This window comes from Pontibacter sp. JAM-7 (assembly GCF_048548695.2).
Taxonomy (GTDB): Bacteria; Pseudomonadota; Gammaproteobacteria; order Pseudomonadales; family Balneatricaceae; genus Neptuniibacter.
Genome location: NZ_JBLYIF020000004.1, coordinates 38017 through 52776, shown reverse-complemented (window position 1 = coordinate 52776; position 14760 = coordinate 38017). Strand labels below are relative to the sequence as shown.

General features: G+C 51.6%; 13 protein-coding genes. 7 read left to right on the top strand and 6 right to left on the bottom strand.

What is annotated here, in order from left to right:
• Positions 1-35 precede the first annotated feature (35 nt).
• The 5 genes from glmU to ACFVYJ_RS06405 all read left to right on the top strand — a co-directional run bounded on the left by glmU (position 36) and on the right by ACFVYJ_RS06405 (position 6336).
• Complete coding sequence (gene glmU / locus ACFVYJ_RS06425; RefSeq protein ID WP_419415654.1) at positions 36-1418, top strand: bifunctional UDP-N-acetylglucosamine diphosphorylase/glucosamine-1-phosphate N-acetyltransferase GlmU; 1383 nt, start codon at positions 36-38, stop codon at positions 1416-1418.
• Positions 1418-3241, top strand: coding sequence for a glutamine--fructose-6-phosphate transaminase (isomerizing) (gene glmS, locus ACFVYJ_RS06420; RefSeq protein ID WP_419415655.1), 1824 nt, complete (start codon positions 1418-1420; stop codon positions 3239-3241). The genes glmU and glmS overlap by 1 nt, the downstream gene beginning before the upstream one ends.
• 326 nt (positions 3242-3567) lie before the next feature.
• A complete protein-coding gene (locus tag ACFVYJ_RS06415; protein ID WP_419415656.1) occupies positions 3568-4686 on the top strand; it encodes an outer membrane beta-barrel protein in 1119 nt (372 codons plus the stop codon).
• Positions 4667-5563, top strand: a complete 897-nt coding sequence (locus tag ACFVYJ_RS06410) for a metal ABC transporter solute-binding protein, Zn/Mn family (RefSeq protein WP_419415657.1) — start codon at positions 4667-4669, stop codon at positions 5561-5563. The genes ACFVYJ_RS06415 and ACFVYJ_RS06410 overlap by 20 nt, the downstream gene beginning before the upstream one ends.
• A complete protein-coding gene (locus ACFVYJ_RS06405) occupies positions 5563-6336 on the top strand; it encodes a metal ABC transporter permease (RefSeq protein WP_419415658.1) in 774 nt (257 codons plus the stop codon). Before ACFVYJ_RS06410 ends, ACFVYJ_RS06405 begins: the two co-directional genes overlap by 1 nt.
• A 304-nt stretch (positions 6337-6640) precedes the next feature.
• Here the strand turns inward: ACFVYJ_RS06405 and ACFVYJ_RS06400 are convergent, their stop codons facing one another.
• Together ACFVYJ_RS06400 and folE2 are read right to left on the bottom strand one after the other, a co-directional pair.
• Positions 6641-7453, bottom strand: coding sequence for a DODA-type extradiol aromatic ring-opening family dioxygenase (locus ACFVYJ_RS06400; RefSeq protein WP_419415659.1), 813 nt, complete (start codon positions 7451-7453; stop codon positions 6641-6643).
• 39 nt (positions 7454-7492) lie between these two features.
• Complete coding sequence (folE2, locus tag ACFVYJ_RS06395) at positions 7493-8428, bottom strand: GTP cyclohydrolase FolE2 (protein WP_419415660.1); 936 nt, start codon at positions 8426-8428, stop codon at positions 7493-7495.
• A gap of 335 nt (positions 8429-8763) precedes the next feature.
• Between folE2 and ACFVYJ_RS06390 the strand changes: the two genes are divergently transcribed.
• Positions 8764-10254: an FMN-binding glutamate synthase family protein gene (locus ACFVYJ_RS06390; protein ID WP_419415661.1), complete on the top strand. Its 1491-nt coding sequence runs from the start codon at positions 8764-8766 to the stop codon at positions 10252-10254.
• A 46-nt stretch (positions 10255-10300) separates the two neighbouring features.
• Here ACFVYJ_RS06390 and ACFVYJ_RS06385 read toward each other — a convergent pair whose 3' ends face one another.
• Both ACFVYJ_RS06385 and ACFVYJ_RS06380 read right to left on the bottom strand, forming a co-directional pair.
• Complete coding sequence (locus ACFVYJ_RS06385) at positions 10301-10498, bottom strand: PA3496 family putative envelope integrity protein (RefSeq protein WP_419415662.1); 198 nt, start codon at positions 10496-10498, stop codon at positions 10301-10303.
• 186 nt (positions 10499-10684) lie between these two features.
• Entirely contained in the window at positions 10685-11572 is an 888-nt protein-coding gene (locus ACFVYJ_RS06380) for an SIS domain-containing protein (RefSeq protein ID WP_419415669.1), read from the bottom strand.
• A gap of 137 nt (positions 11573-11709) precedes the next feature.
• On the opposite strand from ACFVYJ_RS06380, the gene ACFVYJ_RS06375 reads away from it, so the two are divergent.
• On the top strand, positions 11710-12789 hold the full coding sequence (locus ACFVYJ_RS06375) for a TRAP transporter substrate-binding protein (protein ID WP_419415663.1): 1080 nt from the start codon (positions 11710-11712) through the stop codon (positions 12787-12789).
• On the opposite strand, the gene ACFVYJ_RS06370 is transcribed toward ACFVYJ_RS06375, so the two are convergent.
• Positions 12786-14159 (bottom strand): TRAP transporter large permease, encoded by a 1374-nt coding sequence (locus tag ACFVYJ_RS06370; RefSeq protein ID WP_419415664.1) that lies wholly within the window; start codon positions 14157-14159, stop codon positions 12786-12788. The genes ACFVYJ_RS06375 and ACFVYJ_RS06370 overlap by 4 nt on opposite strands.
• Positions 14152-14679: a TRAP transporter small permease subunit gene (locus tag ACFVYJ_RS06365; RefSeq protein WP_419415665.1), complete on the bottom strand. Its 528-nt coding sequence runs from the start codon at positions 14677-14679 to the stop codon at positions 14152-14154. Before ACFVYJ_RS06365 ends, ACFVYJ_RS06370 begins: the two co-directional genes overlap by 8 nt.
• Between the last annotated feature and the right edge of the window lie 81 nt (positions 14680-14760).

Genomic DNA, 14760 nt, shown 5'->3' with positions numbered 1-14760 from the left:
GCGATTAATTTTTGTCACAAGGAAACGAACAACTAATGTCTGTTGATGTGGTCATACTTGCCGCCGGGCAGGGGAGCCGGATGAAATCGGCGATGCCTAAAGTGTTGCACAAGGTTGGTGGTAAACCGATGGTGCAGCATGTCATTGATACCGCGCGTACACTGAATGCGGCTGATCTGCATGTGGTTATTGGCCATGGCGCTGACCAGGTACGTGAACTGCTCAATAGCCAAAACATCAACGTAGTGCTGCAAGCAGAACAGCTGGGTACCGGGCATGCCGTGGCTCAGGCGATGCCAGCAGTTACGGCGGACGGGGTGACCTTGGTGCTGTACGGTGATGTGCCGATGATTCGCAGTGAAACCCTGACCCAGATGGTGATCCTGGCAGATCAGGATAACCTGGCTTTGCTGACAGTTAACCTGACCGATCCAACAGGCTATGGGCGTATTGTCCGTGATGCAGCCAGTCATGCAGTACAGGCCATTGTCGAACATAAAGATGCTAATGCCGTGCAATTGGCCATTAATGAAGTTAATACCGGCATTCTGGCCGTGCCCAGCCGCTGGTTACAGCAGTGGTTACCGCAGCTATCTGCCAATAATGCACAGGGTGAATATTATCTGACAGATATTATTGCCATGGCTGCCAGCCAGGGGGTTACCATCGCGGCCATACAGCCAGAGGCTGAGCAGGAAGTGCAAGGGGTTAATAATCGCTTGCAGCTGTCTGAGCTAGAGCGCTGGTATCAATCCAGGCAGGCAGAGCAGTTAATGTTGGCAGGTGTCACTCTGGCAGACCCTGCTCGTATCGATCTGCGCGGTAACCTGACCACCGGACAGGATGTATACCTGGATATTAATCTGGTGGTGGAAGGTGATGTCACACTGGGTGACAACGTTGTTATTGAAGCCAACTGCTGCCTGAAAGATTGCCGCATCGCCTCTGGCTGCCATATCAAAGCCAATACCGTAATAGAACAGGCGGATCTGGGCCCTGACTGTGAGGTAGGCCCCTATGCACGGCTGCGTCCGGGTACGAAGCTGGCCGCGAAAGCCAAGGTGGGTAATTTTGTTGAAACTAAAAAAACCGTGGTTGGTGAAGGCAGTAAAATTAATCACTTGTCGTATATTGGCGATGCTGAGTTGGGTGCTGGGGTGAACGTCGGTGCCGGTACTATCACCTGTAACTATGACGGTGTGAATAAATCTCGTACCGAGATTCAGGATGGGGCATTTATCGGTTCTAATTCTTCTCTGGTGGCACCGGTGACTATTGGCGCGCAAGCGACTATAGGTGCGGGATCAACCATCACCAAAAATGTTCAGCCTGATGCATTGGCCCTGACCCGGGCTAAACAGGCACAGATTGAGAACTGGCCACGGCCGCGGAAGAACACCCAGAAGGGGGAGCAATAATGTGTGGAATCGTCGGTGCGGTTGCCGCACGTCCGGTACAGGAAATTTTGCTGGAGGGGTTACGCCGCTTGGAATACCGCGGTTATGACTCAGCGGGTGTTGCGATTGCCGATCAGAGCCAGATCAGCCGTTGTCGTCGTATAGGCAAAGTACAGTCTCTGGCAGATGCTTTGCAGGCAAGCCCATTAACGGGTCAGCTGGGTATTGCGCATACCCGTTGGGCCACCCATGGGGTACCCAGTGAAGCCAATGCCCACCCACATATGTCTGCAGATCAGCTGGCTGTGGTGCATAACGGCATTATTGAAAACTATGAAGTATTAAAGCAGCAACTACAGGCAGCAGGTTACCAGTTTACTTCTGACACAGACACTGAAGTAATTGCTCACTTACTTGCAGACGCGCTTAAAAAAGAGCCAGATCTATTGCAGGCAGTACGTTTGGTAACCGCGCAACTTGAAGGGGCCTATGCTCTGGGTGTGATACATAAAGCCTATCCCAGCAGGTTAGTGAGTGCTCGCAAAGGTAGCCCTTTAGTGATTGGAGTGGGGATTGGTGAGCATTTTATAGCTTCAGACCAACTGGCGCTGTTGCCGGTGACGGATCGTTTTATCTTTCTGGAAGATGGCGATATCGCGGACCTTACCGCCACAGAAATCAGTATTCAGTCAGCTGATGGCACTGTGGTTGAGCGGCCGGTAACGCAGTTTGAGCATGGCCAAAGCTCGGCTGAAAAAGGTCCATACAAGCACTTTATGCTGAAAGAGATCTTTGAGCAGCCGGCAGTCATCAAGTCTTGCCTCGAGGGGCGCTTGAGTGGTGACCATCTGCTGGAGCAGGCGTTCGGTAATGGAGCTGATAAGATATTTGATCAGGTCAAGCAGGTGCAAATCATCGCCTGTGGCACCAGTTATCATGCAGGTCTGGTGGCCAAATATTGGATAGAATCACTGGTAGGTATTCCCTGTATGGTGGAAGTTGCCAGTGAGTATCGCTACCGCAAGGTGGTGATAGCGGACGGAACCTTGTTTCTGACAATCTCCCAATCAGGTGAAACGGCAGATACTCTGGCGGCACTGCGTGAGGTAAAGGATCGGGTACTGGCCTCATTGGTAGTGTGTAACGTGCCGGGTAGTTCACTGGTGCGCGAATCTGACCTGTGCCTGATGACCAATGCGGGTCCTGAAATAGGTGTCGCGTCCACCAAAGCATTCACCACCCAACTAGTAGCACTGATGCTGGTAACCATTGCCCTGGGTCGCCGCTTTGGTTTGTCGCCGGCGCAGGAAGCGGAACTAGTACATGGCCTGCGTGATCTGCCAGAGCAGGTGTCAGCAGCTCTTATGTTGGATGCGCCGATTCAGACGATGGCGCAGGCGTTCGCTGAAAAGCACCACACCCTGTTCCTGGGACGGGGTACGCTCTATCCAGTGGCGATGGAGGGGGCGCTTAAACTGAAAGAGATCTCCTATATCCATGCCGAGGCCTACCCCGCGGGAGAACTGAAACATGGGCCGCTGGCCTTGGTGGATAAAGACATGCCGGTGGTTACCATCGCTCCGGAAAATGAGATGTTGGATAAACTGAAATCCAATCTGCAGGAAGTGCGGGCGCGTGGCGGAGAGTTATTTGTATTCGCCGGTTCGGCTCAGCTGAAAGCAGAAGAGGGTGTGCATATCATCAATATGCCAACTTGCAGTGCAGTGTTACAACCTGTGTTGTACACCATCCCTCTACAGCTACTGTCATACCACGTGGCGGTACTCAAAGGCACTGATGTGGATCAGCCACGTAACCTGGCTAAATCTGTAACGGTAGAGTAGTCGTACCAGCGACTGCACTTTTCTGATCGCAAAGAATAAAGTCTGTCGGGCGATGCCAGACGCTTTATTCTTTGTGGCATAACGCTTTTAAACTGACATCTAAGTACTTTATACCTAGCCCCGCTATCGGAGTGTTCTGTAGCTTCAACTCTGCTTCTCCCAGTCTACACGGCATACTTTGCTCGGGTTTGCTGTTGTCTGCGCCCAGATAACCCCATACGGATTTTTGCTCTCGACAGGTTTTTCGAGTGTGTTAGCTGTTTCAAATCCGGAAGAGAAAGTCTAATATGTTATGATATAACATAATTTAATTTAGGATTTAGGTAATGCATAGCAAAATGATGGCATTGGCTGCGGCTGTACTAAGTGTACAGGCAGGTGTGGTTAATGCGCTTGATGTAGGGGTGATTCTGGATGCTTATCACAAATCAGAAACGACAGCGTTGGGCGGCCGTAGCGAAGGCTTTGGTTCGAGTCATAGTGAATTAAGCCTGTCCCAGGATGTTGCTGATTTTGCCACAGCACAGGTGAGTTTAGTCGGTGAGTGGAATGAGGATGAAAGCGACCTGGTTGTTGAAGAGGCGTACCTCCAGACGACGGCTTTACCCGGTGGTTTGAATGTGATGGGGGGGCGTTTTTTGGCGGATATCGGTTATTTGAATGCGACCCATAACCATGCGGATAATTTTAGTGAAAGACCTTTACTGTACAGAGCATTTTTAGGTGGGCATTACTTTGATGATGGTGTTGGTGTTAGCTGGCTGGTGCCTACCGCTCGATATTGGCGCTTGAGCGCAGGTGCATTTAGCGGTGATGAGCTGGGAGAGGCCGATTCTGCGTCAAACATTGGTACTTGGACACTGTCCACGGAACTTGGTGATGACATCGGCGAAACCGCAAGCTGGCAGATGGGATTCAGTTATCTGCGTAATAACACGCAGTCTTCTCTTCATCATCATGAAGATGATCACGACGAAGAGCATGACCATGAGCATGTCGGCCATGCGCATGGCGCTGCATACCAAGGGAAAAACCTCTATTTAGCTGACCTGGTATGGAAGTGGGCACCGCAGGGCAATAACCGCCAGCAGCAAATCAAAATAGCAGCTGAATATGCCTACGTGGATGACATTTATACCGCGGAGCTTGGTCATTATGATGGCTGGTACCTGTCAGGTATTTATCAGTTTGACGAAAACTGGGCGACCGGGATTCGCTATGGTCGGGTAAACCTGGCGGAAGAACATGAGCACGAAGGTGAGCATGAGTGGCAACAGGGCCGTTTGACTGAAACCACTGTAATGCTGAGTTGGCAGCCAACGCATAGCCAGCGCTTACGCCTGGAATACAGGCATCAGGATGCGGCGCATATGGAAGGGGCGGACAACGCCATTACACTTAATTACCAAATTGGATTCGGTGCCCATGCAGCGCATAGCTTCTAAATGTAGTGCATTGGGTTTGTTTGCGGTGGTCAACACCGCTCAAGCCTTGACCATTTTTACCTGTGAGCCCGAATGGGCAGCACTCAGCAAGCAACTCGCGCCAGAAGCCAAAGTGTTCAGTGCTACGCATGCCTATCAGGACCCTCATTATATTGAAGCGCGCCCGAGCCTGATCTCTAAACTAGCGCAAGCCGATATTGCTATCTGCAGCGGAGCTGGCCTGGAAGCAGGTTGGTTGCCTGCATTGCAACAGCGCGCGTCTAATCGGCATGTGGTTGATGGTGCAGCCGGTATGCTTTACCTCTCTCAATTTGTCGAGACGATAGACAAGCAGGAAACGGCATTCTTTAGTACAGAGCATGTGCACCCGGAGGGAAATCCGCACTTTCACCTGGATCCTGAGCGGGTCGCAAAACTGGCCGTGGTGATCAGTCAGCGTTTGCAGGCTATTGATACGGACTCATCTCAGCAATATCAGCAGGCGCTGACCAGATGGCAGTCTAACTGGCAACAATCGATGCAAGCGTGGCAGCGACAAGCCGTAGCACTGAAAGGTCGGCCGGTTGTTGTGCAGCATACGGGGTTTAGTTATCTGATCAATTGGACAGGGATGGATGTTATTGCCGACCTGGAACCGGAACCGGGTGTGCCGCCAACGATGGCGCATGCACAGTCGCTGGTTGCAGCTACCCGGCAAAAACAGCCGGTTGCCATTCTGACCAACTGGTATCAAAACGATAGGGCTGCGGGTTGGCTTTCAGATAAAACTGGAGTGAAACATCTAAACCTACCGGCAACGGTGGACCTGAAAGGGGATATCAATAACCTGCGCAGCTTATTTGACCACCTTCTTTCGCAATTGCGGGCAGCTGACTAGTGCAGATATTGGAAATAGGTTTACCCGTATTGGTTACAGGCTTGTTGATATTGGCAAGCCATATTCCGCTTGGTTATCAGGTGCTTAAGCGCGGTATTGTGTTTATTGATCTTGCGATTGCCCAAGTGGCTGCTCTAGGGACGGTGTTAGCCAGTCAGTTGCATGGGCACGGAGGCGATCAGTGGTTGCTACAGGGCATGGCAATTATGTTTGCTCTGTTAGGCGTTGGTCTGGTGGCCTGGATCAATAAATGCTTTCCGCAATGGCGGGAGGCGTTTATCGGCTTGATATACGTCACGGCGGCTTCCGTGCTGGTTTTGTTGGTAGCTGGACAACCGAAAGGGGGGCAGCGATTAACCAGTACGTTAAGTGGAGATATTCTCTGGCTGACCTGGCAAGACGTTATCCTGCTTGGGTTCGTCGCTATCTTTGTGCAACTACTTACCCATGTCTGGCCTGAAAAACTGAGGCGTTTTTTCTACCTGATTTTTGCTGTAACCATCACGCTTTCGGTTGTTAACGCAGGTATATATCTGGTGTTTGTTTGCCTGATAGCACCGGCACTTGCCTCGATTGTCTACAAAAGATCGCAAACTTGGTCGTATGGAGTTGGCTTTGTCGGGTTTGTTATCGGCTTAACTGTAGCTTGGCACTATGACCTGCCCGCTGCGGCTTGTATTGTGGTGAGCGTCATTCTCGCCCTGCTCCTGGCATTGAGTTTACAGCGGTTGCTGGGTCCAACAGCTGCAGTTAAGCAGACTCATTATGGTTAGCAACACTGACGGCACAGGTGGATAACCTCAGATGTAGGTGTATTGCGTAAAGTGGGCTCTGGGTCCAGGTGTTTGGAACAATGCCTAACGTTTGGTGTGTTTGGCTCGGTGGTAGGTGCTTAACCGCCAGGGTTGCTATCAGCGGTTTGAGGTGTTTGCGTTGCGCCTCAATTGGTTGATGAATCAATGTCATGGCGGTTAAAGACGTGGGTTCAGAAGCGTATCTGAGTGCCGCAACATAGCGATTGTCTTGCCGGTTTTAACTGAAAATCGCAAAGATAAGGTCTGTCTGTTCTCGGCAGGTTTACTGCCATAGGTAACAGCTTGCTTGCTTACCCAACACCTGCATGGTGAAGACTTTATCTGCGGCACGCCCGGCACAGCCGAAGCAGACATGCAGAGGCAACAAATGTTCTTCGCGGGGGTGGCTGTAGCGGGCGTGGGGTGCCTGTTCCCAGTTAAGTAGCTGCTGTTCTCGCTCCGCTTCGGCCAGTTCGGCATTACTGAGGGTATCAATCAACCAGTTTTCAAACGCTTCATTTTTCTGTTTTGCAGTTTCACTGCCTGCACTGAAAAACTCAGGCAGATTGTGGAACGTGAAGCCGGAACCCAAAATCATGACATTCTGCTCTCGCAGTGATCGAATGGCCTGACCCAGTGCTATATGTTGCTGAGGGTCGAGATTCTTCAGCAATGAAAGCTGCAGGCAGGGTATATTGGCGTCTGGATATAGCATCAGTAGTGGGACAAACAGGCCGTGGTCGAAGCCGCGCTGCTCATCCGCCTGTACTTCCAGCCCATGTGTTTGCAGCAGATCATATACCTGATCGGCAAGTTCCGGTGCCCCTGGGGCAGGGTATTTAAGGTGGTAGGCGGCTTCAGGAAAGCCGCTGTAGTCGTAGATAAGCCCTGGAGCAGCACTGCGAGTTACCGTGGCCACAGGGGCTTCCCAGTGGGCACTGATAACCAGGATAGCCTTGGGCTGCGGCAATGCGGCTTTCAGTTCGGCAAAGCAATCCACCATCTGCTGATGACCGGGATCGCCGAGTAGCGGCAGTGGGCCACCGCCATGCGAGACAAACAGGACCGGTGCACTCGGCTTATCAGACTGCGACATCTTTTATGCTCCGTATGTGCCCGCAGGCGCTAGCTTTCGTTAGCAGTGGTCTGCAGCGTTGTAGCCGCCAACGATACCCTTGGCAGCGATGGCAACAGCATCATGCGCATGCAGGCTTTCCAGGTGATCAACCCGAAGCCAGAAGTCGGCATATTCAGAATGTTGTGATAGTGCCAGCTTCAGGCGACGTGCGGCATCTTCACAAAACATCAGGTTATGGCCATTCAGGCGGGCAAACTCTTGTTCATCAGCGCGTTTTACAGCGGTCTGCACCGGTGTTTGTAGTGCGTCTTCTATCTGGTCGATCAGTTCAGTTAAGGGCAGGTGAGCCAGAGAACTGTCCAGTTTCACCCAGGCTTTGGCTAGGCTGCGTTGACTGTGTGGTGTGGCATAAGAGCCTTTTTCCGATAGCAGCCACTTCTCAACGTCTTCCCGGTTAAGCTGGTTTTGGTCAGCAAAATCGCTGCTGAAAGCCTGCTGCAGCATCTGTCGTGCCAGAGCGGCTGAGCAAGGACAGGTGGATGAGTAAGGCACTTCCGTACCGAGCTCCAGAGTAACTTGGCCGTCAATCAGTGTTGCCTTAAGGGTGGATGGATAGCTTTTCCAACCCGTGTTGTCGCTTTTCAGTGCTTTGCGTTTGAGCAGGAAATCAAAGTCAAAGTTCAGGCAGACCTGAGTGCTGATGTCATGATGGCTGTCCAGCAGGTGGGACAAAAAATCCGTAAGGCTGCCAATTGACAGAGTCTGGCTTTCAAAAAAATTCGACAGCGCCAGGTACAGCCGGGACATGTGAATGCCCTTCACCTTAGGGTTAATCAGGTTAACATAGGTATTCACCCGTGCCTGGATATGGCACTCTCCCTGCTTGCTGTCATCAATTTGCAGCGGAACCGTGATGCCATTCATGCCGACCCAGTCCAGAACGCCATGGACTTCAGGGTTTTGATGGCTGGTTACATCAGGCAGGTTTGTCATAGACAGTATCTTCCAAGTAATGATTTAAAGCAGACGGGTTAGGCGGGTAACTTAATGCCTTATTTTTAACCTGTCAGGTTTGCCCGCAGGCCAGTGGGTATCGTGGCTGCAAAGCATTTTCAGTAGCCGCGTACCATACCCTTAGACGCTTATTTTGGCAAATTTATAGCACTGCAACTTATACTTTAGCGCAATTTTATGCGTGGTCTTTTTTGCGACTAAAGACGTGGTTTATATAGGGTTTTACCGCATGTGCTTGATCAAGTTGGTATTTACTCTTGCCGTGAAACCGCTTACAACCGTGTAATCAATTTTCTGCCTCTGGAGTCCTGCAGATGAGTGAACCGTTAACCAGTTTTGCCATTAATTTCATCGCTGTGGTTGGGATTGTGTTGTTGGTGGTGGTCACGCTGCTAGGGGTGGCCGCACTGGTGCTTTATCAAGTAGATAAGCACCAGACCAAACATACTATTCGGCGCAACTATCCACTTATTGGCAGATTCAGGTATTTGTTTGAACATATCGGTGAATTCTTCCGCCAGTACTTCTTTGCTATGGACCGCGAAGAGATGCCTTTCAATCGTGCAGAGCGCGCCTGGGTGTACCGCTCTGCCAAAAATATCGACAGTACAATCGCGTTTGGCTCCACTCGTGACCTGCGGATTCCCGGGACCTATTATTTTCTCAATACACCGTTTCCAACATTGACTGAAGATGCGGTACAAACTCAGCCGATGCGGATTGGGCCTACTTGTATGCAACCCTACGACGCACCTTCTCTGTTTAACATTTCAGGCATGAGTTATGGCGCATTATCACGCCCCGCAGTAGAGGCGTTATCGCAGGGAGCCAAAATTTCAGGGTGCTGGATGAACACCGGCGAGGGAGGCATATCGCCTTATCATATTGAGGCGGGCTGTGATCTGGTGTACCAGATCGGCACAGCTAAGTATGGGGTACGAGATGAAAATGGCCGTTTGAGTGACCAGAAACTGTTAGAAAAAGCATCGATTCCTCAGGTGAAGATGTTTGAGATTAAGCTAAGTCAGGGTGCCAAACCCGGTAAAGGAGGCATCCTGCCGGCAGAAAAAGTGAACCATGAAATTGCCGCGATTCGAGGCATTCCCGCAGGTGAGGCCAGCTTGAGTCCGAACCGTCATCCGGACATCGCCAATACCAAAGACTTGCTGGATATGGTGGAACGTATCCGGCATGTCACGGGTAAGCCCTGCGGTTTCAAAATGGTCTTGGGTGAAACGCAGTGGTTGGATGAGTTCTTTCAGGCGGTGATCGAGCGGGGTGTGGATTCGGCACCGGATTTTATCACCCTGGACAGTAGTGATGGTGGTACGGGTGCCGCGCCAATGCCCTTGATGGACAGTGTGGGGTTGCCGCTAAAAGAAAGCTTGCCGTTGCTGGTGAATAAGCTGCACGAATACGGTTTGCGGGAGCGGATTCGGGTGATTGCTTCAGGCAAACTGATTAATCCCACGAATGTGGCGGCTGCGCTCTGCATGGGTGCTGATTTTATCGTGTCTGCCCGGGGGTTTATGTTTGCTCTTGGCTGTATTCAAGCGCTGCAATGCAATAAGAATACCTGTCCGACCGGGGTGACTACGCATAACCCTGAACTGCAGAGGGGATTGGTGCCGGAGGTGAAAGCGGAGCGTGTTGCTTATTATCATAACCATCTGGTGCATGAGGTTGAGATGATTGCTCACTCTTGCGGTGTGACTGAACCTCGGCGTCTGAAGCGTCGGCATGCGGCCATTGTGGTGGAGGGTAGCCGTTCAATACCGCTTAATGTTTTGCATCCGGAGCCATAAGCCTATTAACCATGAAAAAGGCCCGCAGATCGCGGGCCTTTTTCATTTAGTCGTCAAGCCAGGGTTCGGATATTGTTTCCTGTAAGGCCTTTTCTTCCATCCGTTGTTCAATGGCTCGTCTGGCGTGCAGCGCGCGGCGGGATGCCAGTTTTTTGTGTGATAGTTTCTCTTTTTCTTCAAACCCCATCAGTAGGTCGATGACCTCGCGCTGGGTTTGGTTTAACTCCTGTGTCTTCCGCAACATAAGCTGACTCCTGATCAGATGAAACGGTCAGTAATCCCGTCGCACAGTGCTGCTGGCATGGCCACGAGAATTCCTTCACTCCACACATCTCTTTTTTATAACAGAAATGTATCCATTTCAAACGCTTTTGATGCAGCTAATATTACCGTAGAAGATTTACAGAAAGGTGACAGTGGGCGGGCCGGATTAAGCGTCTTTGTCTAGCTCATCAATCCGGCGGAAGGGGAGGCGTTTATCATTCTGACGCAGTGAGCGCAGGCTGCGCTTAATGGTTTTCAGCTGGTCAATCACACCGGGCCCCAGTTTGATTGCGACACCCACGGCCAGTACATCAATGATGACCAGCTGCAGTACCCGAGAGGACATCAGGGCACTGAGGTCTTTGTCCTCTTCCAGGTCAATATGGATCGAAATATCGGCTAAATCTGCCAGTGGGGTATTACTGGGGCAGAGTGCAATCACGGTGGCACCGGTTTCACGTACCAGGGTAACCGTATGCAGCAGGTCTTTGGTGCGCCCGGTTTGAGAAATCGCCACGACCACATCGGTTTTGTCCAGCGATACCGCAGATATAGTCTGCATATGTGGATCAGAATAGGAGGCGGCCCGGACTTTTAAGCGGTGGAATTTATGTTCGGCATCATTACAGACCGGGGCGGAGGCACCAAAACCATAAAACTCAACACGGCTGGCTTTGGCCAGGGCGTTGATTGCCGCTTCCAGTGTGGCGGTATCCAGTTGCTCTTTGATATTCATTAGGTTGCCGATCATGGAGTCAAAGATCTTCTGCTTAAACTCCAGCACGGTATCGCGCGTATCCAGCGAGAATTGCTCAAAACTGGTGTTGCTGGCCAGCCCCTGTGCCAGCGTCAGTTTGAAATCCTGAAAGCCATCATAATTAAGCGCGCGACAGAATCTAACAACAGTCGGTTCGCTGACCTGTGCCTCTGTGGCCAGATCAACAATTCGCATGTGAATGACATCGTTCGGGCGCGCGAGCACAAAATCCGCTACTTTTTGTTCGGATTTACGCAGCAGGTGGCGGGCCTCGGAGATCGACTTCAGCAGGTTCATACTGTTCAAGGGATGTCCTCATAAAAACAAGCATGAAGAGTATACCAAGCTTCTTTCGGCAGGGTATATCTTTACGCGATTGCTGAGTTTCTCCAGGGCATGCTATTTTCAGAACCTGTTGAAGAGGAGACTGGTAAGTGAAACGTCGTCAATTACTTTCTGCCGCTGGCATGGCCACATTAGTCGGCGCAACCGGCATCAGTACTCAGGCACTGGCTCGTCCAGAGTTTCGTTGGAAAATGGTTACCACCTGGCCCAAGAACTTTCCCGGGCTTGGCACCGGCGCTAACTTCCTGGCTGATCTGATTAATCAGATGAGCGGTGGCCGGATCCAGGTAAAGGTTTACGGTGCCAAAGAGCTGGTGGGTGCGTTGGAAGTCTTTGATGCTGTTTCACGTGGAACAGCGGAAATGGGCCATGGCGCTGCATACTACTGGAAGGGTAAAAGTCGGGCAGCACAGTTCTTTTCAGCCGTGCCTTTTGGCCTGACAGCCCAAGAGATGAATGCTTGGCTCTATCATGGCGACGGCATGAAATTATGGCAGGAGGTGTATGAGCCGTTCGGGCTGGTGCCCGGTGCCGCCGGCAACACCGGGGTACAGATGAGCGGCTGGTTTAACCGGGAGATCGGTAGTGTCGAGGATTTGCAGGGATTAAAAATGCGTATTCCCGGCTTGGGTGGCGAGGTGCTTAAACGGGCCGGGGGTGTTCCGGTGCTGCTGCCCGGTGGGGAGATTTTCTCTTCCCTGCAGTCAGGCGCCATTGATGCCACCGAATGGGTAGGCCCTTACAACGATCTGGCGTTTGGTCTGCACAAGGCCGCCAAGTATTACTATTACCCGGGTTGGCATGAGCCAGGCACAACGCTTGAATGTTTTATCAATAAGCAAGCCCTGGAGACCTTGCCCAAGGACCTGCAAAGCATTGTACAGATGGCGTTGCGGGTTGCTAATCAGGATATGCTCGCCGACCTGACAGCCAAAAATAACAGGGCGCTGGAACAGTTGGTTAATGTGCATCAAGTGAATGTAAAACGCCTGCCAGATGATGTGCTTAATCGACTCCGTGGTTTATCGGAAGAGGTTGTGGCGGAAGAGGCAGCAAAAGACCCGCTGACTCAGAAGGTGTTTGATTCATACTTGAAATTTCGTGATCAGGTTGTGCCCTGGCATCGAATTTCAGAGCAAGCGTATATGGCGGCGCGGCAACCTGACTAACCGAACACCTGCTCGGGCAACCAGGTTGCCAGACCGGGCCAGAAACCCAGCAACAGCAAGATGCTCAGTTGTATGATGATAAATGGCACCACGCCGCGATAGATCTGCGGCGTGGAGATTGATTCTGGGGCAACGCCACGCAGATAGAACAGGGCAAAACCAAACGGTGGTGTCAGGAACGAGGTTTGCAGGTTAAGGGCAATCATAATACCTAGCCAGATTGGGTCCAGTCCCATGCTTAACAGAATGGGGGCCACAATCGGCAGTACGACAAAGGTGATCTCGATAAAATCGAGGAAAAAGCCCAGCAGGAAGATAACTAACATCACCAGGATAACCGCCGTGACAGTGCCGCCGGGTAGCGCTTCCAGCCAACCCCTGATCAGTTCGTCCCCACCCAGACCACGAAAAACCAGGGAGAATACAGAGGCACCAATCAGAATCATAAATACCATGCTGCTGATCTGGGTTGTTTCTCGCATGGTGTCCTGCAATACCTGTTTGTTCAGATTGCCTTTGCTTAGCGCTAACAATAAGGCACCCGTTGCACCGACGGCTGCCGCTTCTGTCGGCGTAGCATAGCCAGCCAGAATCGAGCCAAGTACCAATACAATCAGTGCAACCGGTGGTAGCAATGCTAGTAGCCATTCGCGGCAGGCTAAGGGCGATGTAACGCTGTGGTTGGCGGCAGGCATGATGGTGGGGCGCGTCCAGGCGATAATGATCAGGTAGGTGATATAGGCGGTGACCAGGAGTACACCGGGCAGCAGTGCCCCTAAGAATAGATCGCCAACCGTGACGGTTTCTGGACTAAAAATACCCTGCTCGAGCTGAGATTGCTGATAGGCAGAGGCGATGACATCGCCTAACAGAATCAGCACAATCGAAGGGGGGATAATCTGACCCAGCGTGCCAGAGGCACAAATAGTGCCGCAGGCAATACTGGGCGCATAGCCGCGTTGTAGCATGCTGGGTAATGATAGCAGGCCCATGGTCACCACTGTCGCACCGACAATTCCGGTGCTGGCTGCCAGTAAGGCGCCGACTAGGGTGACCGATACGCCCAGTCCGCCGGGCAGGGTGCCAAACAGTTGGCTCATTGCCAGTAGCAGCCTTTCAGCGATGCGGGTCTTTTCCAGCATCACGCCCATAAAGACAAATAGCGGTACCGCAATCAGTACGGGATTCTGCATGATGCTAAATATACGGTTTGGTAATGCCTGCAAAAACACCGGGTCAAATACGCCCAGGTAATCACCAACCGCAGCAAACAGCAGGGCGCTGGCGGCCAGAGAAAAAGCGACCGGATATCCCAGTAGCAGTACCATAAAAGTGACGGCAAACATCACCAGAGGCAGCAGATCAATCATGCCGGGTCTCCGCTGCGGTTGTCAGCAATAGCCAGTTGCGGCCCAGCTCCGCCAATCCCTGCAATAGCAGCAGCACCGGCAGCAGTAACAGGCAGCTTTTTAAAAGGTAGAGGTATGGCAGCCCGCCGGTTTGCTGAGAGCTTTCCTGAATCGCCCAAGCGGCGGCTACATAGTCCCAGGCAAAATAAAACAGCACAATGCAGACCGGAAATAATATAAGCAGGGTGCCAAACAGATTCACACGTGCCTGGCAGTGCGGCGATGACGGCCGAAATAGAATATCTACCCGAACGTGTTTGTCATGTTTTAGGGTGTATGCAGCCCCCAGCATAAAAATCAGGCTATGCAGATAGGTCGTCGTTTCCTGCAGGGCAATGTTGCCGCTGGTAAAGGCATAGCGCAGCACAACTACAGCGAAACTCACCAGCACGAGTGCCAAGGTCAGCCAGGCAACTGTCCGGCCAATAGCTTCATTTATCTGGTCTAAAAGCAGGACTGTTTTGGACAGAAAAAAACGCATCTAGCGAACTCGGAGGAGAACATTTTGTTGGCGATTATAACGACAATAGGCAGTAAAAGCTGTGTTATCAGGGAGATAAAG

Coding starts and splice junctions, on each gene's coding strand:
- ACFVYJ_RS06390 (WP_419415661.1), top strand. CDS start 8,764: ATGAGTGAACCGTTAACCAGTTTTGCCATTAATTTCATCGCTGTGGTT.
- ACFVYJ_RS06385 (WP_419415662.1), bottom strand. CDS start 10,498: ATGTTGCGGAAGACACAGGAGTTAAACCAAACCCAGCGCGAGGTCATC.
- ACFVYJ_RS06400 (WP_419415659.1), bottom strand. CDS start 7,453: ATGTCGCAGTCTGATAAGCCGAGTGCACCGGTCCTGTTTGTCTCGCAT.
- folE2 (WP_419415660.1), bottom strand. CDS start 8,428: ATGACAAACCTGCCTGATGTAACCAGCCATCAAAACCCTGAAGTCCAT.
- ACFVYJ_RS06415 (WP_419415656.1), top strand. CDS start 3,568: ATGCATAGCAAAATGATGGCATTGGCTGCGGCTGTACTAAGTGTACAG.
- ACFVYJ_RS06370 (WP_419415664.1), bottom strand. CDS start 14,159: ATGATTGATCTGCTGCCTCTGGTGATGTTTGCCGTCACTTTTATGGTA.
- glmU (WP_419415654.1), top strand. CDS start 36: ATGTCTGTTGATGTGGTCATACTTGCCGCCGGGCAGGGGAGCCGGATG.
- ACFVYJ_RS06365 (WP_419415665.1), bottom strand. CDS start 14,679: ATGCGTTTTTTTCTGTCCAAAACAGTCCTGCTTTTAGACCAGATAAAT.
- ACFVYJ_RS06380 (WP_419415669.1), bottom strand. CDS start 11,572: ATGAACCTGCTGAAGTCGATCTCCGAGGCCCGCCACCTGCTGCGTAAA.
- glmS (WP_419415655.1), top strand. CDS start 1,418: ATGTGTGGAATCGTCGGTGCGGTTGCCGCACGTCCGGTACAGGAAATT.
- ACFVYJ_RS06410 (WP_419415657.1), top strand. CDS start 4,667: ATGCAGCGCATAGCTTCTAAATGTAGTGCATTGGGTTTGTTTGCGGTG.